This window comes from Ensifer sp. LC163 (genome assembly GCF_001695855.1).
Classification (GTDB): domain Bacteria; phylum Pseudomonadota; class Alphaproteobacteria; order Rhizobiales; family Rhizobiaceae; genus Ensifer.
In genome coordinates, this window is sequence record NZ_MBSS01000045.1 from 151,366 (window position 1) to 174,990 (window position 23,625).

The window sequence follows — 23,625 nt, forward strand, 5'->3', positions numbered from 1 at the left end:
CACTCACAATTGCCTGCATTCACTTGCCAGTGCATTGTGGGAAAATGGTGACAATACTTATCGCATTTCTTCCGGTGCGGAGGTGCCTGTAATGGACAGGCCCGACTTCAGTACGGAAGCGACAGCATGCACCAGCCCGAGTCTGGCAGTACTTAATTCTCTATTTTTATCGTTAACAAAACGTAATTCCGGATTCTCTTTACCTTTGTTCCAGTGTCCATGGAAGGCAGCGGCAAGATCGTACAGGTAAAACGCGATGCGATGGGGCTCCTGCGCCAGTGCCGCAGCCTCGACGACGCGCGGATATTCTGCGAGCTTGGCGACCAGCTGCAGCTCCGCCGGATCGACGATCGCGCCGTTGATTGCACCGGCAAGATCGACGGAAGCCAGGTCGAGGCCGGGGAAAGCGTCCGCCGCCTGACGGAAGACAGACCGGCAACGCGCATGCGCGTACTGGACGTAGAAGACAGGGTTATCCTTGGACTGTTCTGTCACCTTGGCAAAATCGAAATCCAACGGCTCGGAGTTCTTCCGGTAGATCATCATGAACCGCACCGGGTCGCGTCCGACTTCGTCGACGACGTCGCGCAGAGTCACGAAATCACCGGAACGCTTGGACATCTTGACCGGCTCACCCTCACGGTAGAGCTTGACCAGCTGGCAAAGCAGCACCGTCAGCTTCGACGCGCCGCCGGACACCGCGCGCGCCAGCGCCTCGAGCCGCTTGACATAACCGCCATGATCGGCGCCAAGCACATAGATCATCTCGTCGAAGCCGCGGTCGAACTTGTCCTTGAAGTAAGCAACGTCGGCAGCGAAGTAGGTATAACTTCCATCCGACTTGATCAGCGGCCGATCGATGTCGTCGCCGACCTCGGTCGAGCGGAACAGCGTCTGCTCCCGATCTTCCCAATCCTCCGGCAGTTGCCCCTTCGGCGGCGGCAACGTGCCCTTGTAGACATGGCCCTTGAAGGTCAGATCGTTGATCGCGGTGCGGATCTTGGCAGCGCCATTGGCATGCAGCGTCCGCTCCGAGAAGAAAACATCGTGGGTGACGTTCAGGGCGGCAAGATCCTCGCGGATCATGGCCATCATCGCGTCGATGGTGCGCTCCTTGACGAGCGGCATCCACTTGTCCTCGGGCATCAACCGCAGGCTCGTGCCGAATTCGTCGGCCAGCGCCTCGCCGACGGGCACGAGATAGTCGCCGGGATAGAGGCCCGGCGGGATCTCGCCGATCTCTTCGCCGAGCGCCTGCCGATAACGAAGAAAGGCCGAACGCGCCAACACATCGATCTGCGAACCGGCGTCGTTGATGTAATACTCCTTGGTCACCTCATAGCCGGCAAAGGCCAGCAGGTTCGCAAGCGCGTCACCGACGACAGCACCGCGGCAATGGCCGACATGCATCGGCCCGGTCGGGTTGGCCGACACATATTCGACGTTGACCTTGCGGCCGGCACCGGTCGTGCTGCGGCCATAGTCGGCTCCGGAGCGAACCACCGCGGTCAACAGCTTCTGCCAGTAGGAAACCGAAAGGCGCACATTGATGAAGCCGGGACCGGCAACGGAAACATCGGTGACCTCAGGGTCCTGCCTGAGCTTTTCGACGATCAGATCGGCAAGCGCGCGCGGATTCATCCCCAACGGTTTGGCAAGCACCATCGCGGCATTGGTTGCGACATCGCCATGGCTGGCGTCGCGCGGCGGCTCGACATTGATACGGCCGAAGTCAAGCTCGGATCGCTTTTCTCGAACGACATCAAGCGTTTCGAGAATATCCTTAATTCTTGATTCGAAGTCCGTGAAGAGATTCATCTGATCCGTCCGCTTTTCCCGACAGAATATGGTCGGTGCAAAACTCAAAAGGAGGCTCGGTTCGGGTGAACCAAAAGCCTCCGGGCGCGGCGTCCCTACCGCAAATCGGGCGTATGGTCAAACAAACGCCGGTGGACACTGATGGCGAAGGTATCCGTCATCCCGGCCAGGTAGTCCCCGACATGGCGCGCCCGCGCTGGCTCGGCCATACCAGGGATCTGGTCGATCCAGTAGTGTTCGCGCATCAGCAAGGGGTCGGCCATGAAGGCGCGATAGAGATCGCAGACGATCGATGCAGCGCCCTCACGCACGCGCATCACCTCGGGATGACGATAGATCCGTGTCATCAGCAGTCTTTTGATCTGCTTGTCGGTCTCACCCATCTCTTGCGAGAATGTCGCCATGACCTTCCCCGCCTGCCTGACATCCATGGCACTTTCGGGCCGAGCCTTCTTGAGGCGCGTTTGTGCGACCGAAATCACGTCCTCGACCATCGCCGTGATCTGGCGCCGCATGATTTCATGGGTGAACCGGCTGGCCTCCAGACCGGGGTAACGATCGCCGACCTCTCGCATCAGACGGGCGAGGAACGGTACGTCTTCAAGCATCTCGAACGTCAGGTAGCCGGATCTCAGGCCGTCATCGATGTCATGGGTGTTATAGGCGATGTCATCGGCGATCGCCGCCACCTGCGCCTCCAGGCTCGCGAAGCTCGCAAGCTCGAGGTCATGAATGGCGCAATAATCCAGGATCGGCTGCGGCACCGGACCGTGCGCGCCCTGCCCGTCAACTGTCAAGAGCGGCCCGTTGTGCTTGACCAGTCCCTCCAGGCTTTCCCAGGTGAGGTTCAGTCCGTCGAACTCTGCGTAGCGTCGCTCGAGCTTGGTGACGATACGCAACGACTGCGCGTTGTGATCGAAGCCGCCATAGGGCTTGAGCATGTCATGTAGCGCGTCCTCGCCCGTATGACCAAATGGCGTGTGCCCGAAATCATGGACGAGCGCGACGCCTTCGGCGAGATCCTCGTCAAGCTTCAGCGCCCGCGCCAGTGCGCGCGCAATCTGGGCCACTTCGATCGTGTGGGTCAGGCGGGTGCGATAGTGGTCACCGTCGGCGGCGATGAAGACCTGCGTCTTGTGCTTCAGCCGACGGAAGGCGGTCGTGTGGACGATGCGGTCGCGGTCACGCTGAAAGTCGGACCGCGTCGGGCTTGTCGCTTCCGGATATAGCCTGCCGCGCGTCGCCCAGGGATTCGACGCGAATGGCGCATGTTCGCCGTAACCGAAGCCGAGCGCTTTTTTGTCGAATGTCATTTCACACCTGCCTGTGTCGTCCCATTGACGGGACATTCAAGCCTTCATACCTATAGTGAAAGCTACGGGAAAGCGGCGACCAAACATCGACCGATTCCTTAAGCCAAAGCAATGGCTTGGCGCTCGGCATTGAAAGACATGCCAGCACCGGCCGATTGTAAATCGCGCAATGAAGACGAATCTCTCCGGTTCTTGACCCCGGCAGGAGGCAAATATGACACAGGAAACAGTGACACTTTCCGACGCGGCGGCCAAGCGGATCGCCACCATTCTGCGCTCGGACGGGCATAAGAATGCCATGCGGGTTTCCGTAGAAGGCGGCGGTTGTTCGGGCTTCTCCTATAAGTTCGATCTGGTCGACGACACGAACGACGATGACTTCGTGCTCGAAAAGGACAACGCCAAAGTCCTGATCGACAGCCTGTCGCTCGTCTATATGGGTGGCTCGGAGATTGACTTCATCGACAACCTGCTCGGCCAGTCATTTCAGATAAGGAATCCGAATGCTGTCGCAAGCTGCGGATGCGGAACGAGTTTTTCCATCTGACTGCGCGCGCGCATTTCCAACCGCTCATTGCTAGAGATATGGTGATCCCAGCCAGAGCAGACGGTTCGCCAGGCGCGCAGCCAAAGGCTGGGCATTCAAATCCTTCAGGGTCACCTCTTCCGCCGTCTCGATGATCGCAGCGATGCCGCCGTTGACGCTGCGCGCAAAGACGTCATCGAGCACTTCGAGATCGAATTCGAAGTTGAGACGCAGCGACCGCGGATCGAGGTTCGTCGAGCCGACATAGGCCCAGCGCTCGTCAACGGCGAGCAGCTTGGAGTGATTGAAGGCACCCTTTGCACGCCAGACGCGACAATGCCCCTTCAGCACCTGATCAAACTGCGCCGCCATGGCACGGTCGACCAGCAGCAGATTGTTGACCGCAGGCACGACGATATCCACCTCGACGCCGCGGCGGGCGGCCGTCACGAGCGCGCTGATCAACTCCCGGTCGGGAAGGAAGTAGGGCGACATCAGCCGGATGTTCTTCCGTGCCACGGAGAACGCACCCATCAGCATCTTGTGATTGGTTTCGTTCGTTTTATCAGGCCCCGATGGCACCGCACGCATCAAAATGCCCGGCGCCTTTGCCGGCGGCGAAGTCGGCTCGATCGTCCAGGTGTCACTTGCCAGAAGTTCGCCGGTTGAAAACTGCCAATCCTCGGCCGAAACCTGGAAGATATCGGCAACGACGGGTCCGGTGATGCGGAAATGGGTGTCATAGGCGGCTTCGGGACCAGCAATTTCGGTGGTGAAACCGGCGCGGATGTTCATGCCGCCGGCAAAGGCGACCTTGCCATCGACGACCAGGATCTTTCTGTGCGTGCGCAAATTGGCATAGGGCAATCTGAGCCCGATGATGATGTTGCCATTAAAGACGGCCGTGGGCACGCTGGCGGCCTTGAGATAGCCGACGATGCTCGGCACGGAATAACGTGCGCCCACCGCATCGATCAGCACCCGCACCTCGACCCCTCGCCCTCGCGCCGCAATCAATGCATCGGCGAAGCGCAAGCCGAGTGCGTCTCGGTCGAAGATATAACTTTCAAGCAGGATGCTGCGGCGCGCATTGGCGATCTCGTGCAGCATGGCGGCATAGGCCGCGTCCCCGCCCTCAAGTATGGTTATGCGGTTGCCTGTCGACATCGCATGTTGCGACACCCGGTCACCGAGGATCTTCATCGCCGCGAACCGCTGGCCGAAGCGTGCGCCGATCTCTGCATCGGACACATCGAAGCGCCCGAATTGGTCCGGCCCGCGTCCGCTCAACAGCGAACGCTGCATGCCGATGGACGAACGTCGGATGCGGTTGATGCCGGCGACACCGTAGACGAGCGCGCCAACAATCGGTGACAGCAGCACGACGCCGACCCAGCCGGCCGCGGCCCGAACATCGTCCTTGGTCATGGCGGCATGGATCGCCGCCGGCACGCCCAAAACGAAAGACAGGACGACGAGAAAATGCGGCCAATAGTTCTGGATGAGGTCGATCATGTGCGGGACTATAGCTTTCAGTGGGTGGGAATCAATTCATGGACATGCCCGCATACGGCAAGTGAATGAAAAGCGCCGCGCGCTATTGATGTATGGCGCCTTTCCCGGTGGAAAGACCGCAGGTATCGGATTTGTCAAAAGAATCCGGAGCCGTTACAAGGAGCAGTCCGAGAGGGTTCACTGACATGGAAGGGCATTTCGAGCCATGAAGATTGCCACCTGGAACATCAATGGCGTCAAGGCGCGAATCGACAGCCTGCTTTCATGGCTGAAGGAGTCGAATCCGGACATCGTCTGCCTGCAAGAGATCAAGTCGGTCGACGAAAACTTCCCGCGCCTTGAGATAGAAGCGCTCGGCTATCACGTCGAGACGCACGGCCAGAAGGGCTTCAACGGCGTTGCGTTGCTTTCCAAGCTGAAACCGGACGAAGTCAATCGTGGGCTGCCGGGCGACGATGCCGATGAGCAAGCCCGCTTTATCGAAGGCGTATTTTCCGTTTCCGGCGGCGTCATCCGCGTCTGCTCGCTCTACCTGCCCAATGGCAACCCGGTCGATAGCGAAAAATATCCCTACAAGCTGCGCTGGATGGCACGCCTGTCCGCCTATGCCGAGCAGCGCCTGCAGCTTGAAGAGCCGTTTATTCTTGCTGGCGACTACAACGTCATCCCCGAGGAACACGACTGCTGGGACATCAAGGTCTGGCAAAACGATGCACTGTTCCTGCCCGAGACGCGTCAGGCTTTCCGCCATCTGCGCAACCTCGGCCTCACCGATGCCGTTCGCTCGACCACGGATGACGTTCCGCTCTACTCATTCTGGGATTATCAGGCTGGATGTTGGCCGAAGAATTTCGGGATACGGATCGATCACCTGATGCTGTCGCCGGAAGCGGCAGACAGACTGGTTTCAACGTCGATCGAAAAACATGTGCGGGCTTGGGAGAAACCTTCCGACCACGTGCCGGTCGCGGGTTACTTCGCGTTCGACCGTCCGCTTTGAAGCGAAGGTTGACCGCCGGGGGCGACGCTTAGTCTTCGTCGCCCTGAGTGTGCATATTCTGCGACAACGTGATCGCCTTGCGGCGATCGTCTTCGGTCGCCAGAGAAAATGCCTGTTCCTGCATCGACTGCAGCCATGGCCGATCCTTCGGCAAACATTGATCGAGCGCGGCGGTCATATAGGCAAGGCCACGGATGGTCTGGCCCTCCTGGAAAATGACGTTGCCGAAGACACCCATGGCGCCGGCATGACCATTCTTGCGTGCACGGTTCAGCCATTTCTTGGCCTGCTGAACGTTGACGTTGCCGCCCTCGCCGGAAAGCAACATGCGCGCCAACTGGAACTGCGCTTCGGATACGCCGAAGGTCGATGCTGCCTGGAAGTAGAGCTGGCGCGCCTGAGACATGTCGGACTTGATCGGGCTGTCGGGAATGCCGCGGCGATAGTAGCCGGCAAGCGAGATCAGCGCGTTGACGAAGTAGCCCGTATCCTCGGAACCGGGTTCGACACCCTGCTGGGCAATCTCGCTGTAGATCTTGAAGGCTTCGAGGTCATTTTCGGCGACACCGTCGCCATAGGCATACATGTTGGCGAGTGCCCAACGGGAGCCGGTATGCCCCTTCTCGGCGGCATAGCGGTAGGCTTCGACCGCTTCGTCCTTGCGGCCGCTCTTGTAGGCGGAAAAGCCGAACTTGAACAAGGCAAACGGACCGGATTCCTTGCTGACGCCGGCGCCTGGATCAAAGGCACGTGCCGGACCAGCCGTCGCACCGCCGACCATCAGCGACACGCCGAGCATCGCAACCTTCAAAGACTTCAGTTCACCCGCAAGCATCACAGTCTAATTCTTCCGTTCCAGCCGGCCACGCCGAACTCATCACCGCTGCAAACACAAACGCCTGAATAGCCCTTTGCCATTCACTTGTTCACCGAAACCGCCGAGAACATCGACGCACCCAGTCCAGGAGGAAACTCCATTGTGTGCAGCTTTACCGAACGATTTCCGCAGAAGTGCGGCAGCTCATGCAAGACGACACATGACTTCATTTCGTTACAAACATTGCAGGCTCGATCTTCAAGTTGCACGTTTGTCCCCAACATCGCTGCTCCCTGTTTGTGGCGGGAAATGGACATACTCACCTTGAGTCCGACCCTAGCAAACTCTAGCATTAAATGTGTTGCTGAATCGTCACATTGGCGCGGCGCGGAACAGTCACCAACAGATGTCGCATAAGGCAAAAAGAAAGGCCCGGCGATGAACCGGGCCTGAGTATTCCAATCGATCGAAGATCAGAACTTTACTTTGATAGATGTCGAGATGGCGCTGACCAAGTCGTTACCGAAATCGTACTGAGCGCGCGTACCATAGTCGATTCCGTCTTTTCGAACGACCCCGGACGAGCCGCTCGTCAAGATGCCGAGCGCCCCACTAAGCCTAAGTTCGATGTTCTCATTCGCGGCATATGACACGCCAGCTCCGAGCGTCCATGTATCGGTCAGCGTGCCCAAGCCCGTGCTTGTTCCGCGATCCCAAGTCAGACTGACGGCGCCGCTCCATTGGTCGTTGAACTTGTGGCCGACGCCGCCTGAGACAGTCCAGCCATCGCGGTACAGAAGGTCGAGCGTTGTTGCGACAACGGGACTGGTTGGTGTGCATGCTGCAAGACCCCGCGTTGAAGTCGGGCAGAACGGCAGAATTTGGAGCTGGCTCCAATCCACCCACTTGACCGAACCAAACACGACCCATCCCGGAGCAACACCAGACTGAATCTTAAGCTCCAAGGAGTCGGGCATATCCGCTGTGCCGTAAACGTCGGTGACCCGGCCAGCCAACGGACTGCCAATTGGCGGAAGCTGCCGCAGATCGAGTGTGCCGGTCACGTCGCCCAGGTCCACGGCGCTATTGTATACCAAGCTCGCACGAACAGCATATTCGGGGATTTCATAGCCAACGCCGGCGCGCCAGCCATATCCGTTTCCGGCAAGATCAAGTCGACCGACCCCCGAAAGGCCCAACGCCCCCGGCAGCTGTTGAACCAGGCGCTCCTTGAAGCCGCTCACCTCTTGGTAGAAAACACCCCCGATGACGCGAAATTGCCCTTGACCCACATCCCATTTGTAGGAGCAGGTCGCTGCATAGTTGTCGCTATCAATCTTCGTCTCGATGTTATCATTGGCGCCTGCCCAGTTGGCGCCTGGATTGGTGTGCGCGCCCCACGGCTGTGAATAGTCAGCCATGCAGTCAACGCTATCGCCGAGCCCAGCCTTGAATCCAATGCGAGGCACCCAATACCCCTCCGTATCCCGAATACCGGAATTGGGGCGGCTGTTTAAGTTACCGTCGGCTGCGATTGGATCCCGCACATTGTCCAGTTCGCGCTGCGGGTTGACATAAGTCGCCGTCGCTTCCGCTGCATAGTCGGACGGGTCGAACAGCAGATCGATGTTATAACCGCCGCGTTCGAGACCGCCAGCGTGCGCCGCCGATGCAACCAGAACTCCGGCCGCCACCGTCAGGACGCTCCGCTTCAAATTCTTGTGAGCCATCAAGCTCCTCCCCCTGCATTTCAATCTGCGACAATCCACCTCACGTCGCCTGTGCGAAAACTAATCTCACGATCGCGTGAAATCGCAAATGCCGCTTTCTAGGGGTGCGGCGCTCCTCTGCGCCATCAAATTTACGTAAGATTCTCATCATTTGGACACAATCCACCCAAATCGAACGAATTTCGCGCGAAGCGTCTATTTTGACGCCAATATTAGGATAGTTTTCCAATATAATCCGAAAGTGTTACTCAACAACAACAACATCGGTTTTTGCACAAAAAAGGGCGGGTTCGGGTTTGAAAGCGAGGCTCGAACTCCCAAGTCGGTTCGACAGAAAGCCACCGCCTTGGCATGCCGAATCGGCTTGGCGACAAACGCAGCCGCCTCATCAGAAAATGCGAAATCCGCGGCGCTGCCGCCGCGGATGACATAAGATCACGCCTTTGGTGCACTCAGCCGGCTTCTGCAACCCGGGCCAACGCGACGCCGAGTGAATCCTTTTGCAGATCCAGTTCGACGAGACGTTCGCGTTCGGCGTCAACCAGTTCCGGCTTCGCGTTGGCGACGAACTTCTCGTTGGCCAGCTTGCCGAGGATACGCTCCCGCTCGACTTCGACCTTGGAGATCGCCTTTTCCAAACGCGACTTTTCGGCCGAGAGATCAATCAGGTTGCCAAGCGGCAGGCAAGCCGTGGCTTCGCCAATAACGATCTGGGCGCTGCCGCGCGGCGCCACCGCCGCATGATCGATATGCTCGACGCGTGCCAGGCGGCCGATGGCCGAGGCATGCCGCTCGAGGCGTTCGCGCGTGAGCGCGTTGGCGGCAACGACGATGAGCGGTGCGGTGGCTGCTGGCGGGACGTTCATCTCCGAACGGACCGAACGGATGCCCGAAACCAGATCGATCAGCCAGTTGATCTCGTCGGCGGCAGCATCATCGGCATAGGAAGCGGACGGCCATTCCGCGTGGCAGAGCAGGCCAGAGCGCTCACGTCCCTCACCCGCCGTCTGATCCCAGAGTTCTTCGGTCATGAACGGCATGAACGGATGCAGCAGCTTGTAGATTTCGTCGAGAACATAGGCAACGCAGGCCTGGGACTCGCGCTTGGCCGCCTCGTCCTCGCCGCTGAACACCGGCTTCAGCAGTTCCAGGTACCAGTCGCAGAACTGGTTCCAGACGAACCGGTAGAGGCTGCCGGCAGCTTCGTTGAAGCGAAAACCCTCGAGCGCTTCGGTAACGTCGCGGATGGTCCGGGAAAGCTCGGTCAGGATCCAGCGATTGATCGTCAGCGACGACGCCTCAGGAATGAAGCCGTCACTGTTGGTAACGCCGTTCATCTGTGCGAAGCGCGTGGCGTTCCAGAGCTTCGTCCCAAAATTGCGGTAGCCGGCGATGCGAGCCGTGTCGAGCTTCACGTCGCGCCCCTGCGCGGCCATGATCGCCAGCGTGAAGCGCAGCGCGTCGGCACCGTATTCGTCCATCAGTTCCAACGGGTCGATGACGTTGCCCTTCGACTTCGACATCTTCTGCCCGTTCTTGTCGCGAACGAGCGCATGGACATAAACGGTGTGGAACGGTTCGACCGGGGTGCCGTCGGCATCCTTCATGAAATGCAGGCCCATCATCATCATCCTGGCAACCCAGAAGAAGATGATGTCGAAACCGGTGACCAGGACATCGGTCTGATAGTACTTTTCGAGTTCCGGTGTCTCGTTCGGCCAGCCGAGCGTCGAGAACGGCCAGAGTGCCGACGAGAACCAGGTGTCGAGCACGTCCTCGTCGCGGGTCAGGATTTCACCCGGCTTGAAATTTTCAAGCAGGTCCTCGACATAGGCCTTCATCGGGCCCTCATGCGCCAGATAGTGCTGGATCGCGGCGTGCAGCGCCTCTTCCTCGGTCTTCTCGACAAAGACCTGTCCGTCCGGGCCATACCAGGCCGGAATCTGGTGTCCCCACCAGAGCTGACGCGAGACGCACCAGGGCTGGATGTTCTCCATCCATTCGTAATAGGTCTTTTCCCAATTCTTCGGGACGAAGTTGGTGCGGCCTTCCTTAACCGATGCGATCGCCGGCTTCGCCAGTGTCTTGGCATCGACATACCATTGCTCGGTCAGGCGCGGCTCGATCGGCACGCCGCCTCGGTCGCCGTGCGGGACCATGTGCTTGTGCGGCTCGATCTTGTCGAGCAGGCCGGCTTCCTCGAAGATCCGAACGATGATCCTGCGCGCCTCGAAGCGGTCCTTGCCCTCAAGCTCGTCCCACGCGCCATGCAAAGCCGCTGGTTCGCTGAGGCCCTCGAGGAACTCCTCATTGTCCTTGATGTTGATCCGACCTTCTATGGTCAGGATGTTGATCGCTGCGAGACCGGCACGTTTGCCGACGTCGAAATCGTTGAAGTCGTGCGCCGGCGTGATCTTCACGGCACCCGTTCCTGCCGTCGGATCGGCATAGTCGTCACCGACGACGGGGATGCGTCGGCCGACGATCGGCAGAATGACGTGTTTGCCGATGAGTGGCTTGTAGCGCTCGTCTTCCGGATTGACGGCAATGCCGCTGTCGCCAAGCATCGTCTCCGGTCGCGTGGTGGCAACGACCAGATAGTTGCGCGTCACCCATTCCGTTGCCTTGCCGTCTTCGTCGAAGGCGACCGGATGCTGATAGGTGACACCTGGCTCAAGCGGATAGCGCAGGTACCACAGGTTTCCGTTGATTTCGTGCTGCTCGACCTCCAGATCGGAAATCGCCGTCAGCAGCTTCGGGTCCCAGTTGACCAGACGCTTGTCCTTGTAGATCAGCCCCTCCTTGTAGAGCGAGACGAACACTTCAAGGACGGCCTCCGACAGACCGTCGTCCATGGTGAAGCGCTCGCGCGACCAGTCGCAGGATGCGCCGAGCCGCTTCAGCTGATTGAAGATCAACCCGCCGGATTCAGCCTTCCACTCCCAGACCTTCTCGATGAAGGCCTCACGGCCCATCTGACGGCGGTGCTGCTGTTGCTCCATCAGCTTGCGCTCGACGACCATCTGCGTGGCGATGCCGGCATGGTCCATGCCCGGCTGCCACAGCACGTCCTTGCCGCGCATGCGCTCGAACCGCACCAGCACGTCCTGCAGCGTGTTGTTCAGCGCATGGCCCATGTGCAGCGAGCCCGTCACGTTCGGCGGCGGGATCACGATGCAGAAGCTGTCGGCGCCGGGCTTTGCTCCCGCACCTGCACGAAACGCGTTTTCTTCGTCCCACTTCTTGGCGATACGTGGGTCGACGGATGCGGAATCGTAGGTCTTATCAAGCATTTTGAAGCCAATTTTGGAGATTGATATCTGTGTCTTGTAAACCGGAACGGCCGATGCAAGTCAACACGAACGCAAAAAGGCCGCGACTGTTCCGCGGCCCCTGTATCGGAAAGGTTCAGATCTAGCGCCGGGGACCGCGCGCGACGCGCTCTATCTCTTCGCGAACGAGCCGCTCAACCAAGGTCGGCAGGTTGTCGTCCAGCCATTCCTGAAGCATCGGACGCAGCATCTCTTCGGCAATTTCGTCGAACGACCGCCGCGTGCTCAGGTCGACAGCCTGGGCAAGATTGTCAAAGGACTGCGCAACTTGCCGGCTGACCTCCGGCGAAACAATCGCAGGTGCGGGTCTTTCGGCTGCAGGCTCGTCGGCAATGACAGCCACGGGTCCGGCAGAAACGATCGTGGGCGCCGGCTCTGCTACCTCAGGCGCTGCTGCGGCGGCTTTGACTGCCAAACTCTGATTGGCGCGCTCCTGTACTGCACCCATCGATAGACGGTCAGCCGGCGCCTGTGGTGCGGAAACGGCCGCCATGCGCGACGTGATCACCGGGCTATCCTGAACGCTGCGCAAAGGCACATCGTTGACCGGCTCTTTGGCAGCATAGCTCATGGTGTGACGCTCGGAGGCTGCCCTTACTCGGGCAGCAACGTCCGCCAGCGAAAGCGGAGGCTGCGCGATACTTGAATGCGGCTCCGAAGGGATGACGGCCACCGCGATCTCCGGCGAAGGCGTGGCGGGCTTGCGCGCCTCGGCCTGCTCTTCCCGCCTGCCGAAGGCGGCTGCTTCGATTTCGCTGTCGATCGTCAGTTCGATCTCATCCGATCCGTCGTCCTCGTAGTGATCCTGTGAGGAGAAATCGGTCTGCCCCGGCTCATTGCTCTCGATGATCTTGCGAATGGATGCGAGAATCTCATCCATCGAAGGTTCACGCGCGACATTGAGCTGTGCCATTTCTATCCCCGTTTGACGCGGCCGAACATGTGTCCCGAAACGACGCATGTGCCGATTGCAAACAAACCTTAAGTGAGTTCACGGACGAAACATACGCCGCGAATCAGACACTTGGATTGTTGCACAGATTTGTTTTGATCGGCAGAAGCAGAAACGCCCCGGTTTCCCGAGGCGTTTTGCTTGATCAGCGGCCGTCTACGGTTCGAAGACCGAACCACTTGTCTTTGACCGCCTCGTAGTGCTCTTCGGCCCGGTATTCGGCGACCTGCAGGCCCTGGCTCTTGACGCTCAGCGTCGCGGTGGCAGCGAGCAGGCCGTAGCTTGCGACGACGGCATCACGCTGGGCAATCGCCAACTGTTCCTGCGCATTCAGGACGGTCTGCTGCGAATCGAGCACGTCGAGCGTGGTGCGCTGGCCGACCTTTCGCTCTTCGATGACGCCGGCGAGAGCCATGTTGGCGGCCGAGATCTGCGTCTTGTTGGCGCCGATTCGGGCAACTGCCGCCTCAAGTTGGGCGTGTGCGGTCACGACGTTCTGCTGAACGGCGGCGCGCTGCGAATCGACGAGGATGCGCTGCTGTCCCAGGGTCTCCTTGGCCCGACGAATCTGGCCGTATTCGGCACCACCCTGGTAGATCGGCACCGTCAGGCGGGCCGTGAGGCTCGACGCGTTGCTATCGATACCGTCACCGGAGTTGCCGGTCGTGCGCCCGACCTGCCCCTGAATAGTCACGCCGGGCAGCATCGTGCCTTCAGCGGACTTCACCTGGTAGCCGGCGGTATCGACGTTGTACTGGGCGGCAAGAATGGTCGGGTGCTGACGCAATCCCAAGGCAACGGCCTGATCGAGCGAACGCGGAAGCCCCTTGGTGGCCGGCCCCGGCTGCTTGATGCCCTTCGGCGCCACGCCGACGATCTGAACATATACCGCTTCGCTCTGCTTCAGCTGCGCGATGGCGCTGATCAGCAGCGACTGCGCGTTGGCAAGCGATGCCTCGGCAAGGCTTACGTCCGTGCGGGTGCCTTCACCCACGTCAAGACGGGCCTGCGACGCGTTCAGCTGCTCCTGCAAGAAGGCGATGTTCTGTCGGCGGATGGCAACGATCTGCTGGTCGCGTGCGATGTTGGCGTAGGATGTCGCTGCCGCCAGCAGAATCTGGATCTCGTTTGCCCGTAGCCCTTCGCGGTTGGCAAAGACATTCGATTCGGCGGCACGAACGTTGTTCAACGTCTGAAAGCCGTCAAAAATCATCTGGGTTACGGTGATTCCGATCTGCCCCTGATGAAAATCCCGACTGCCGGTAACCTCGTTGTCGACGTTAGAAAGCGTTCCGTTTGCAAACGCCGAAACCTGTGGGCGAAACCCGGACTTTGCGATCGGCACCCCTTCGTCGGTTGCCCGAAGGCCAGCCCGCGCCGCGTTCAGATCCGGGTTATTCTCATAGGCTTTGGCCATTGCGCCGAAGATCGTCTCCGCCAGCACAGCCTGCGGTGCAAGCAGTACACTCGTCGAGACGGCAGCCCAAAAGGCTGCTTTGCGGACAATCGACACCATACTTCCCTCTCCGATCAGGGCGGCAAAGCCAGCCCACTATTTCCTGCGGCACCATTCCGAAGTCGAAACCGGGCCGCCCTAAACACGGCGATGAAGCGCTCACACCGCCCACCGGTGAGCAAATCACTACCTCAGTACCCTTTGAAACCCGGATTCGGCATGATCACAACTGTACACCGATACTGCGCACGGTCATTTCAAAAAGAAACAGGTGGTTCGTTGCCAATTGGCAACATTGTTATTTTAGCAGCACAATTAAATGTTGAGATACCTCAATAAGTGGCACCTCAAAAAACAAAAGTCCGCTCGCGGCGGAAGCCGGGAAGCGGCTTGACCGCAGTGTTGAAGTCCGCCCTTTCGGACGTCTTCCCATGCTCATGGACATATAGCTTAGCACGCGAAGCATTACCGAAACCTTCGACGGCAATCAGCCTGCCGCCATCGCGCAACTGCTCGAACAAGGCGGCAGGAAGCACCTCCACGGAACCATGAACGAAGATGACGTCATAGGGCGCTTCGGCGGCATATCCCTTGCCAAGATCGCCCGTGACCACAGCGGCGTTGTCATACCCCAGCCGCGCCAAGGTTTCCGTCGCCGTTGCGGCAAGCGCCGCATCGCATTCGAGCGCGACGACCGAACCGGCAATCAGCGAAAGCAGCGCCGAGGCGTAGCCGGTGCCGCAGCCGATCTCCAGCACGACGTCCGACTTCGAGATTTCGGCGAGCTGCAGCAGCTTGGCGAGCGGCGACGGCTCCATCAGGTACCGCGGGCCCGCGTCCTTGGCACCGTCGAGCTCGATATCCGTATCGATATAGGCAAGTTCCTTCATGCGCGAAGGCACGAACTCTTCGCGCGGCACGGAGAGGAAAGCGGACAGGATGGCGTGGGACGTGACATCCGTCGTCCGGATCTGGTTGTCCACCATCTTGGTGCGCGCCGCTTCGAAATTCATCATACTGCCCTCGTGTCCGGATGGGCGCGGTACCGATATCCCGGCGATCCGCGCAGTCGTCTTATGGCTGCCAATGCGGAGCCTTTGCATAAGCTCATAAATCGCCGCTCCGCCGGTTTCAAGCGACAGCAACATCTTGCAGCGGAAAAAGGAAACGAGAAACGGCGGAACCGGCGATTGTGCGCCCCGACAGGGGCGGCAAACGCTGGCGCCTGCCGCAAGAACAAAGAACGGCTGGCGTCAGCGGCCAGGCGCCCCTTCCAACCCGACGAGGGCGATCTTGGTGTAACCGGCGCTCTGGATGAGGTTCATGACCGTCATAAGCTCGCCGTAGTCGACGGCCTTGTCCGCACGCAGCAGAACGCGCGTCTCGGTGTTGCCCTCTGTCAGGCGCTGCAGCTCGGCCGCGAATTCTTCGCGGGCCGTTTCCTCGTTACCAATCGCAAGACCGAGATCGGCGTTGAGCGTCACGAAGACCGGCTTGTCGTCCCGTGGCGTCGGCTTGGACACCGATTGCGGCAGGTCGACCTTCATGTCCACCGTCGCAAGCGGAGCAGCGACCATGAAGATGATCAGCAATACGAGCATGACATCGATGAAAGGGGTGACGTTGATCTCGCTGTTTTCGTCGAGATCGCCGCCGCTGTCGCCAACCTTGCCGGCCATGCCTCACCCGATCCTTGCGATGGACGCTTCCGCCGGATGGGCAAAGCCATCCTGGCGACGAGGTTGCGCCTTGCGGACCAGGCGGTGATCGAGGTCGCGGCTGACAAGCCGTTCGACCGCAGCTGCCGCGTCGGCGAGGATCACCTTGTAGCCGCCCACCGAGCGGGCAAAATAGTTATAGATGATAACTGCCGGAATAGCGGCAACGAGACCGATTGCGGTCGCCAGCAGCGCTTCGGCAATACCAGGAGCGACGATGGCAAGATTGGTCGTCTGCGCCTTACTGATACCGATGAAGGAGTTCATGATCCCCCAGACGGTTCCGAACAGGCCGACGAACGGGCCAACCGAACCGATCGAGGCAAGGATGCCCGTTCCGCTGGTCATGCGCTTGCCAGCGCGAACCTCGATGCGCGTCAGCAGCGATGCGACGCGTTCCTTGAGACCTGCGGCCGGCGCGTGATCGAGCACGGCCTCCGAACGCACCATCTCATCGATCGCAGCAGCAACCATTTCCGCGGCAGGACCCGACCTATCCTCGAATGTGGGCTTAAGCTCAGCCAGTCCATTTGCGGCGGAGAGCTGACGGACGGCGCGGCTAAGGCGCGCCTTTGCGGCAAAAAGTTCGAGCGTCTTGACCACAAAAATCGCCCAGGTGATGACCGAGGCAAGCGCCAGCCCGATCATCACCGCCTTCACCACCATGTCGGCGGCAAGGAACATGCCCACCGGTGAAAGGTCGTGCGGCAGGACCGGGTTGGCGGCAACCTCCAAGGTCGCTTCAGCGGCTTCTGCCACCGGGGCCTCCGTTGATGCCGGCGATGCTTGTCCACCGACGTCAGACGCGGTCGCCGCGAGACCGTCGGCAGTCGGTTGCCCTTCGGCGGCCGGTTGAGCGGTCGCGGGCTGGCCGCCCTGAGGGGCACCATTGGCGTTGGCCGCTGCCGTTGCCGCCGGTTCAACGTTTTGAACCTGAGTGACCACCGGGACCATCGTCTCGGTTGCGGTTGTCGTCTGGGCAAAGACGACCGTCGAGGAAACACCACAAGCCAGCACCAATGTCGCTGCCGCCAACAAATTCAGCTTCGATCGGGTTCGGTTGGGCATCTTGTTCCTCGCGTACTGGTCCGTTTCGCCATCACAAAAATTCAAAGACAGCCGGAATTTCAGCCACCTCAACGTGCGTTGGTCGCTCTTTACGACAAACCATGACTGAAGCACAAGGATTTGTGGAGTATAAAGATCAAGAATAATTTCGCGCCTGCGTCCCAATTGCGGCCAACGGCAGGATCTAGCTAGAGGGACGGCGAACCGTCGACGAAGCCGTCGCTTCGCCAGTCATACGCGCGGTGGCGCTCCCAGGGACGCTGCAAGGATGTGAACGACGTCTTGAACCGCATCTTCGAGCGCTGGTCGCCGGAGACCGGCTCGGCGAAAATCTCGACCGCCCCTGCCAACCGCAGCAGGCGCCCACTCAGGATTCGCGCCTGGCCGGATGGACAGGTCCGCTCGTTGAAACTTCCCGGCGCGATCAGCAGATCGGCTTGATCGCACAGCACCTCAAACAGGCTTAGATCGTCGACGATCACAACCGTCCAGCCAGAACGGGTCCGAGCGCCACACCATGCTTTGTCTCGGCACGAAAAGACATCGAGCGAAGCACGGTTGAGCGTGGAAGTGAGATCTTCGCGGACGGAGGAGGCTGTCCCTGCATCGACGGTCCTCGCTGCCGCCTTGCCAGCCGGGGGCTTCATTTCGGGATAAAGACCGTCAGCTGCTACCGCTTGCACGGGCATTGGAGCAACGTGGTTCTCGACCGCCAATGCGCGCTGCCATTGAGAGAAGAGGAAGTCGGAGGGGCGATCCCGGTTCGTCGCAATGGCCGCGTCGGTGACCAACCCAACGAGACGCCCATCTTCCGACACCAGAACCGCCGGCAATTGCCTGTCTTCGAAGACAAGGCAAGCCAGCCCGGAAAACAATAGCAGGGCTCCGATCCCTGCCAGCCAGGTCCGCAACACACAGAGCATGATCCCGCCAAAGGCAATGAGGAGGAACGCCAGCGGCCCGATGCGGCCGGTCAGAAACTCGCCGTCGAGCGAGGTGACGAAGCGGGCGATCACCAGCATGCCATCAAGGCCCCATGCCATGACAGTGAGCGGATATTGCTCGAGGCCGAAGGGCATCAGCAACATGGCGAACAGGCCAAACGGCATGATGACGATGCTGATCAGTGGCGCTGCAAGGATATTGGCGAGCAGGCCATAGGCTGGCAGGCGCTGGAAATAGGCGGCGGAATAGACCGCGGTCGCCAGGCCACCGATCAGCGAGGTTACAACCACGCCGATGACAAAGCCCGCAACGAGCCGCCTGCCCCACCATCGGTCTAGCGTCGGCTGCTCACCCCCTCCTGCCCGTTCGCGCCAGCGTGCATAACCTGCCACCAGCGCCAATGTGGCGGCGAAAGACATCTGGAACCCCGGCCCCGCGACCGCCGATGGCGTCATCACGATGATGACAATTGCGGCCAGCGCGATGTTGCGCAGGCTGATCGACATGCGATCGAAAAAGACCGCGACCAGCATGATCGAGATCATGATCCAGGCACGCACCGCGGATACGGCACCACCCGAGATCAGGATGTAGAGAAAGACCATGGTCAGCGCACCCGCAGCGGCAATCTTCTTGATCGCCGCGCGCTGCGCCAATCCAGGAACAGCGCTCAGGACGGTTCGCGCTCCAATCAGAAATGTTCCCGCTGCAAGCACCATGTTGAGACCGGAAATTGCCAACACATGCGCCAGGCCGGCCTGTCGCAGCATCTCGACGGTGTCGCGACCGATCGCTCTTTCTTCCGCCGTCACCAAGGCCGCAGCAAGCGCACCGGTGTCGCCACCGATCACCGTGCGGATTCGTTCGCCCACCGTCTCACGCTTTGCGGCCAGATGTTCCGCCATTCGCATCCAAGGCGAACGGTCCGACGCCGCTGCGGCACTATCGGCCGGCGGGCTACGCGGCGCACCGTAGAAATAGCCGACGGCGCCGATCTGCCGAAAGTACGAATCGAACGCGAAGTCGTTCAGACCCGGCAACGCAGGGCCGGAAGGCGGCGAAAGACGCGCCCTGCCCTCGATCGTTGCCCCGATCGCCAACGGAGCGTGCGGGCTGCGCGACAGCACCATGGCCTTGAGGGGCGCCCGACGGAGCATCGGCTTTGTCGTTTGCTCGATGAGAATGCCGTAGCGCCAATGGTCGCGATCATTCTTCTCGCGCGAAAACACCTTGCCCCGCAGGTTCGTCGTCACCGGTCCGTCGAGCACGATCGTGTCGATGCGCGATGTCTCGATTGCCGCAAGCATCATTCCCGCAGTGAACAGCCCCGCTGCGATCATCGGCGCACGCAGGGCTCGCATGCGGATGCTGAACAGCAAGGCGGCCATTCCGAAAACGCAAAGCAGCAGTGCAAGTTTGACGAGTCCGACGTCATAGGGCAGCGAGAGCCACGTCAACACACCCGCGGCCAAAAGAACCGGAACAAACACCAATCCGTGGCCGAATGCCGTTTCTTCCTCCACGGCGTCGCGCCAGGATGCAGCAATAGCCTCTGGTCGGAGGCGCGTCGACGCTACCGTGGCAAACGATCTCACAAGGCGAAGAACGAGATTGCGCCGCGCATTCGCGGGCGTTGCAGACATACCGCCAGCCAAAACCGAGGCTGGTGGTGCTGGAGCGACACGATCTGCGTCCTGCATCAAAGACCGGACTTCGATCTCGCTCATTGTATGGCACTTCTCCCCCAAGGCGGTCGCGGACGATCATGCAACCAATAGCGACAAACAGCAACCTGAGCGCTATCTGCCGAAAAAAGCGGCAAACCTATATGGAATGGTACCGCATCATTCTGCCGGCGGTCATTGATCCCGTTGGACATATTGCCCTAACATGCGATTATTGCGTCGCCATATGCACATTTTCGCATCGCACAATTTGCCTTTCGTACAGCTTGGCAGTCGAAAATAAATCATATAGCAAATTCGCAACGTTCATTTTCGTGGCATGTCTCTGTGCCACGGTGCCATAAGACGGAGGGTCCGATGACTGATAAAACCGCGGTTGTAACACTCGATGGAAAGTCGGCGGATCTTCCGGTGCGATCGGGGTCCATCGGCCCTGATGTTGTGGACATCGGCTCACTCTACAAGCAGACGAAAATGTTCACCTACGACCCGGGCTTTACGTCCACGGCGTCGTGCGAATCCAAGATCACCTATATCGACGGCGACGAAGGCGTGCTCCTGCACCGCGGCTACCCGATCGAGCAGCTTGCAGAACATGGCGACTTCCTGGAAGTCTGCTACCTCCTGCTTTACGGCGAACTGCCGACGAAGGCGCAGAAGGCTGACTTCGACTACCGCGTCACGCACCACACCATGGTGCACGAGCAGATGTCGCGCTTCTTCACCGGCTTCCGCCGTGACGCTCACCCGATGGCCGTCATGTGCGGCTGCGTCGGCGCTCTGTCGGCCTTCTATCACGACTCCACCGACATCACCGATCCGCACCAGCGCATGGTCGCCTCGCTGCGCATGATCGCCAAGATGCCGACGATCGCAGCCATGGCCTACAAGTACCATATCGGCCAGCCCTTCGTTTATCCGAAGAACGATCTCGACTACGCCTCGAACTTCCTGCGCATGTGCTTTGCCGTGCCTTGCGAGGAGTATGTGGTGAACCCGGTTCTGTCGCGCGCCATGGATCGCATCTTCATCCTGCACGCCGACCACGAGCAGAACGCCTCGACCTCGACCGTGCGCCTCGCCGGTTCGTCGGGCGCCAATCCGTTTGCCTGCATCGCCGCTGGCATCGCCTGCCTCTGGGGGCCGGCTCACGGCGGCGCCAACGAAGCTGCGCTCAACATGCTGGCCGAAATCGGCACGGCTGACCGCATTCCGGAATATATCGCCAAGGCCAAGGACAAGAACGATCCGTTCCGTCTCATGGGCTTCGGCCACCGCGTCTACAAGAACTACGATCCGCGCGCCAAGATCATGCAGAAGACCACGCATGAAGTGCTCGCAGAGCTCGGCCATAAGGACGACCCGCTTCTTGAAGTCGCCATGGAACTCGAGCGTATCGCGCTGACCGACGAATACTTCGTCGAGAAGAAGCTCTACCCGAACATCGACTTCTACTCCGGTATCACGCTGAAGGCGCTGGGCTTCCCCACCACCATGTTCACCGTGCTGTTCGCGCTCGCGCGCACCGTCGGCTGGATTGCCCAGTGGAACGAAATGATCGAAGATCCGGAACAGCGCATCGGCCGCCCGCGCCAGCTCTATGTCGGCGCTCCGCAGCGCGACTACGTGCCGGTCTCCAAGCGCTAAACGGCAATCATGGAATGAGAAAGGCCCGGTCAGAGATGACCGGGCCTTTTGTTTTGCAGGTAAGAGAGGACGATCTCGGCGCCTAGTTCGCCGGGCGGTCGACTGGTTGCCATGCGCTGCTGCACGAGCGCGTAGCCGTCGAGCATCGACGCACGCTGGGCCGTCTCGCTCGACAGCCGCTCGACCCAGCGGGTCAAGGCACCCGGGCGGATGCTCTGGTTGAAATACTCCGGCACGATCGGGAAGTCGGCGATCAGATTGGGGAGCGCCCCGCTCCAGATGCGGATGCGGTTGTGCAGCAACCGCACAAGCCAGTCGGCATCATAGGTGGAAACGACGGGAACGCCGGCCAGCGCTAGCTCCAGAATAACTGTTCCCGACGCCGCAATCGCGGCATCCGCCTTGTCGAAGGCGGCCCATTTTTCGGCGGCTCCCACTGATATTTCCGGCTGAACGGTCCAGCCGGCCGTGATCTCGCGTACCAGTTTTTCCTGGCGTGGAACCGTCGGCAACAGGAAGCGCACGCCGGGATGCCGGCTGGCAAGCTCCTCGACCATCTGTCCAAAGATCGGCAGAAGCCGCTCGACTTCGCTGGAACGCGATCCCGGCAGCAGCAGGCAGGTGGAAACCACGTTACCGCTGACGCCGCCCAGTCTTTCGCGCCGACTGGCGCGGACGGCAAGCACATTGGCATCCGAGGCAAGCCGATGACCAATGTAGGTCGTCGGCGGCCCCCCAAGCTTGCGCATGGTCTCGGGCTCGAACGGTAACACCGCCAGAACATGGTTGACATAGCTGCGCATGCGCGGCGCCCGTTCCGGTTTCCAGGCCCACACACTCGGGCAGACATAATTGATAACAGGCAGACCCGGCAGGGCGGCGCGAACGCGACGCGCGACACGATGGGTGAAATCCGGACTGTCAATGATCAGCAGCGCATCGGGGCGCGCAGCGATAATGGCATTCGCCGTCTGGCGGATACGCAGAATCAACTTTGGCAGGCGTGCCAGCACCTGTGAAAAGCCCATGATCGACAGTTCGGAATAATCGAACAGCGACCTCAGACCTTCGGCCTCCAGACCATCGCCGCCGACGCCGACAAGCTCGACATCACAGCCACATTGGACACGCAGTGCCCGCACCAGATCTGCTCCAAGCAAATCACCCGATACCTCGCCGGCAATCACTGCCAGCTTGTAGCCCCGTCCACTCATGCCCTTCCCCGGTAATCGCTGCGCTCGACACCCATGACGAACAGCCCTGCCCGGTCGGCAGCCTCAATCACCTCCGAGCGCTCGAGCACCAGGGCACGTCCGGCTTCGACGGCAATTCCGGCCAGCCCGGCCGCTACAGCGCCAGCAACCGTGGACGGACCGATCGATGGTAGATCCGCGCGCAAATCCTGCCCCGGCTTGCAGAGCTTGACCAGGACGCCACGACGACGCGCAGAGACGCGTCCTTCCATCTTGAGCGTTGCCACGCGCTGCAGCATGGCATCGGTGCCCTCGGCGCCCTCCAGCGCCACCACGCGACCGCCGACGGCGACCGCGCCCTGCCCCACGTCGAGTTCGCCAAGCGCGTTGGCAGCAGCAATACCGGCCTCTACGTCCCGCCTGTCGTCGACCGATGGTGCGAGAGCGCCAATCGGCCCTGGATCTGCCAGAAGGTTCGGAACGACCTCATGCACGCCGATCACGTGGGCGCCACTTGCTTCGATGAGTTGCATGGCCATGCGCAGAACAGCGTCGTCGCCACCGGACACCAGCGTCTTCAAAACGCTCGGCACCCTGGCAAGCGTTTTCAGTGTCGGGCGGATATCGCGCCATTCCGGCCGGCGACGCACCCAGCCCGAAAGCACGACGCGATCGATACCTTCTTCCTTGAATGTGCGGCTAATGCCGGAGAAATCGCCAATGGCAAGTACGGAGTGATCGAATCCGATCCAATCGCTCTCTTCCGCTTCGCGCGAAAGCGCAATGACAAAAGGGTCTTCTCCACGGGCCCGAACGGCCTCGGCTACATGATGGGGCAGCGCTCCGCCACCGGCGATGATCGCGAGCCGGCCGCCATTTGCCGCGCGGCTCGCCGTAGCCGACATCACGA

17 protein-coding genes are annotated in these 23,625 nt (G+C 60.3%); 3 read left to right on the plus strand and 14 right to left on the minus strand.

The window, feature by feature from the left end:
• Positions 1-57: 57 nt before the first annotated feature.
• Both argS and BC360_RS25530 read right to left on the minus strand, forming a co-directional pair.
• Positions 58-1,818 (minus strand): arginine--tRNA ligase, encoded by a 1,761-nt coding sequence (gene argS, locus BC360_RS25525; RefSeq protein ID WP_065781183.1) that lies wholly within the window; start codon positions 1,816-1,818, stop codon positions 58-60.
• A gap of 95 nt (positions 1,819-1,913) precedes the next feature.
• Entirely contained in the window at positions 1,914-3,131 is a 1,218-nt protein-coding gene (locus BC360_RS25530; protein ID WP_065781184.1) for a deoxyguanosinetriphosphate triphosphohydrolase, read from the minus strand.
• Between the two features lie 214 nt (positions 3,132-3,345).
• Between BC360_RS25530 and erpA the strand changes: the two genes are divergently transcribed.
• A complete protein-coding gene (erpA, locus tag BC360_RS25535) occupies positions 3,346-3,678 on the plus strand; it encodes an iron-sulfur cluster insertion protein ErpA (RefSeq protein ID WP_065781185.1) in 333 nt (110 codons plus the stop codon).
• A gap of 30 nt (positions 3,679-3,708) precedes the next feature.
• Here erpA and BC360_RS25540 read toward each other — a convergent pair whose 3' ends face one another.
• Entirely contained in the window at positions 3,709-5,172 is a 1,464-nt protein-coding gene (locus tag BC360_RS25540) for a phospholipase D-like domain-containing protein (RefSeq protein ID WP_065781186.1), read from the minus strand.
• 205 nt (positions 5,173-5,377) lie between these two features.
• Between BC360_RS25540 and xth the strand changes: the two genes are divergently transcribed.
• A complete protein-coding gene (xth, locus tag BC360_RS25545) occupies positions 5,378-6,172 on the plus strand; it encodes an exodeoxyribonuclease III (protein WP_065781187.1) in 795 nt (264 codons plus the stop codon).
• A gap of 28 nt (positions 6,173-6,200) precedes the next feature.
• On the opposite strand, the gene exoR is transcribed toward xth, so the two are convergent.
• The 9 genes from exoR to BC360_RS25590 form a co-directional block, all read right to left on the minus strand.
• The gene (gene exoR, locus BC360_RS25550) at positions 6,201-7,007 is read right to left on the minus strand and encodes an exopolysaccharide production regulator ExoR (RefSeq protein ID WP_053247312.1); all 807 of its coding nucleotides are present in this window, start codon (positions 7,005-7,007) and stop codon (positions 6,201-6,203) included.
• A gap of 455 nt (positions 7,008-7,462) precedes the next feature.
• Complete coding sequence (locus BC360_RS25555; protein ID WP_065797312.1) at positions 7,463-8,719, minus strand: OmpP1/FadL family transporter; 1,257 nt, start codon at positions 8,717-8,719, stop codon at positions 7,463-7,465.
• Between the two features lie 452 nt (positions 8,720-9,171).
• Entirely contained in the window at positions 9,172-12,012 is a 2,841-nt protein-coding gene (locus BC360_RS25560) for a valine--tRNA ligase (RefSeq protein ID WP_065797314.1), read from the minus strand.
• Between the two features lie 121 nt (positions 12,013-12,133).
• Positions 12,134-12,964 (minus strand): PopZ family protein, encoded by an 831-nt coding sequence (locus BC360_RS25565; RefSeq protein WP_065797316.1) that lies wholly within the window; start codon positions 12,962-12,964, stop codon positions 12,134-12,136.
• A gap of 184 nt (positions 12,965-13,148) precedes the next feature.
• Positions 13,149-14,519, minus strand: a complete 1,371-nt coding sequence (gene tolC / locus BC360_RS25570) for an outer membrane channel protein TolC (protein WP_065781191.1) — start codon at positions 14,517-14,519, stop codon at positions 13,149-13,151.
• A 287-nt stretch (positions 14,520-14,806) separates the two neighbouring features.
• Positions 14,807-15,472 (minus strand): protein-L-isoaspartate O-methyltransferase family protein, encoded by a 666-nt coding sequence (locus BC360_RS25575; RefSeq protein ID WP_065781305.1) that lies wholly within the window; start codon positions 15,470-15,472, stop codon positions 14,807-14,809.
• A 240-nt stretch (positions 15,473-15,712) separates the two neighbouring features.
• Entirely contained in the window at positions 15,713-16,138 is a 426-nt protein-coding gene (exbD, locus tag BC360_RS25580) for a TonB system transport protein ExbD (RefSeq protein WP_065781192.1), read from the minus strand.
• A 3-nt stretch (positions 16,139-16,141) separates the two neighbouring features.
• Complete coding sequence (gene exbB / locus BC360_RS25585; RefSeq protein WP_244512898.1) at positions 16,142-17,245, minus strand: tonB-system energizer ExbB; 1,104 nt, start codon at positions 17,243-17,245, stop codon at positions 16,142-16,144.
• A gap of 188 nt (positions 17,246-17,433) precedes the next feature.
• On the minus strand, positions 17,434-19,917 hold the full coding sequence (locus BC360_RS25590; protein WP_065797318.1) for a ComEC/Rec2 family competence protein: 2,484 nt from the start codon (positions 19,915-19,917) through the stop codon (positions 17,434-17,436).
• A gap of 315 nt (positions 19,918-20,232) precedes the next feature.
• Here BC360_RS25590 and gltA point away from each other — a divergent pair, with 315 nt between their 5' ends.
• Positions 20,233-21,522: a citrate synthase gene (gene gltA / locus BC360_RS25595; RefSeq protein WP_065781194.1), complete on the plus strand. Its 1,290-nt coding sequence runs from the start codon at positions 20,233-20,235 to the stop codon at positions 21,520-21,522.
• Between the two features lie 29 nt (positions 21,523-21,551).
• On the opposite strand, the gene lpxB is transcribed toward gltA, so the two are convergent.
• Complete coding sequence (lpxB, locus tag BC360_RS25600) at positions 21,552-22,736, minus strand: lipid-A-disaccharide synthase (RefSeq protein ID WP_065797320.1); 1,185 nt, start codon at positions 22,734-22,736, stop codon at positions 21,552-21,554.
• Positions 22,733-23,620, minus strand: coding sequence for an LpxI family protein (locus BC360_RS25605; RefSeq protein ID WP_065797322.1), 888 nt, complete (start codon positions 23,618-23,620; stop codon positions 22,733-22,735). Before BC360_RS25605 ends, lpxB begins: the two co-directional genes overlap by 4 nt.
• Positions 23,621-23,625: the final 5 nt, after the last annotated feature.

What these genes read in the sequence shown, in the direction of transcription:
- argS (WP_065781183.1), bottom strand. Translation starts at nt 1,818, where the DNA reads ATGAATCTCTTCACGGACTTCGAATCAAGAATTAAGGATATTCTCGAA.
- BC360_RS25530 (WP_065781184.1), bottom strand. Translation starts at nt 3,131, where the DNA reads ATGACATTCGACAAAAAAGCGCTCGGCTTCGGTTACGGCGAACATGCG.
- erpA (WP_065781185.1), top strand. Translation starts at nt 3,346, where the DNA reads ATGACACAGGAAACAGTGACACTTTCCGACGCGGCGGCCAAGCGGATC.
- BC360_RS25540 (WP_065781186.1), bottom strand. Translation starts at nt 5,172, where the DNA reads ATGATCGACCTCATCCAGAACTATTGGCCGCATTTTCTCGTCGTCCTG.
- xth (WP_065781187.1), top strand. Translation starts at nt 5,378, where the DNA reads ATGAAGATTGCCACCTGGAACATCAATGGCGTCAAGGCGCGAATCGAC.
- exoR (WP_053247312.1), bottom strand. Translation starts at nt 7,007, where the DNA reads ATGCTTGCGGGTGAACTGAAGTCTTTGAAGGTTGCGATGCTCGGCGTG.
- BC360_RS25555 (WP_065797312.1), bottom strand. Translation starts at nt 8,719, where the DNA reads ATGGCTCACAAGAATTTGAAGCGGAGCGTCCTGACGGTGGCGGCCGGA.
- BC360_RS25560 (WP_065797314.1), bottom strand. Translation starts at nt 12,012, where the DNA reads ATGCTTGATAAGACCTACGATTCCGCATCCGTCGACCCACGTATCGCC.
- BC360_RS25565 (WP_065797316.1), bottom strand. Translation starts at nt 12,964, where the DNA reads ATGGCACAGCTCAATGTCGCGCGTGAACCTTCGATGGATGAGATTCTC.
- tolC (WP_065781191.1), bottom strand. Translation starts at nt 14,519, where the DNA reads ATGGTGTCGATTGTCCGCAAAGCAGCCTTTTGGGCTGCCGTCTCGACG.
- BC360_RS25575 (WP_065781305.1), bottom strand. Translation starts at nt 15,472, where the DNA reads ATGAATTTCGAAGCGGCGCGCACCAAGATGGTGGACAACCAGATCCGG.
- exbD (WP_065781192.1), bottom strand. Translation starts at nt 16,138, where the DNA reads ATGGCCGGCAAGGTTGGCGACAGCGGCGGCGATCTCGACGAAAACAGC.
- exbB (WP_244512898.1), bottom strand. Translation starts at nt 17,245, where the DNA reads ATGCCCAACCGAACCCGATCGAAGCTGAATTTGTTGGCGGCAGCGACA.
- BC360_RS25590 (WP_065797318.1), bottom strand. Translation starts at nt 19,917, where the DNA reads ATGAGCGAGATCGAAGTCCGGTCTTTGATGCAGGACGCAGATCGTGTC.
- gltA (WP_065781194.1), top strand. Translation starts at nt 20,233, where the DNA reads ATGACTGATAAAACCGCGGTTGTAACACTCGATGGAAAGTCGGCGGAT.
- lpxB (WP_065797320.1), bottom strand. Translation starts at nt 22,736, where the DNA reads ATGAGTGGACGGGGCTACAAGCTGGCAGTGATTGCCGGCGAGGTATCG.
- BC360_RS25605 (WP_065797322.1), bottom strand. Translation starts at nt 23,620, where the DNA reads ATGTCGGCTACGGCGAGCCGCGCGGCAAATGGCGGCCGGCTCGCGATC.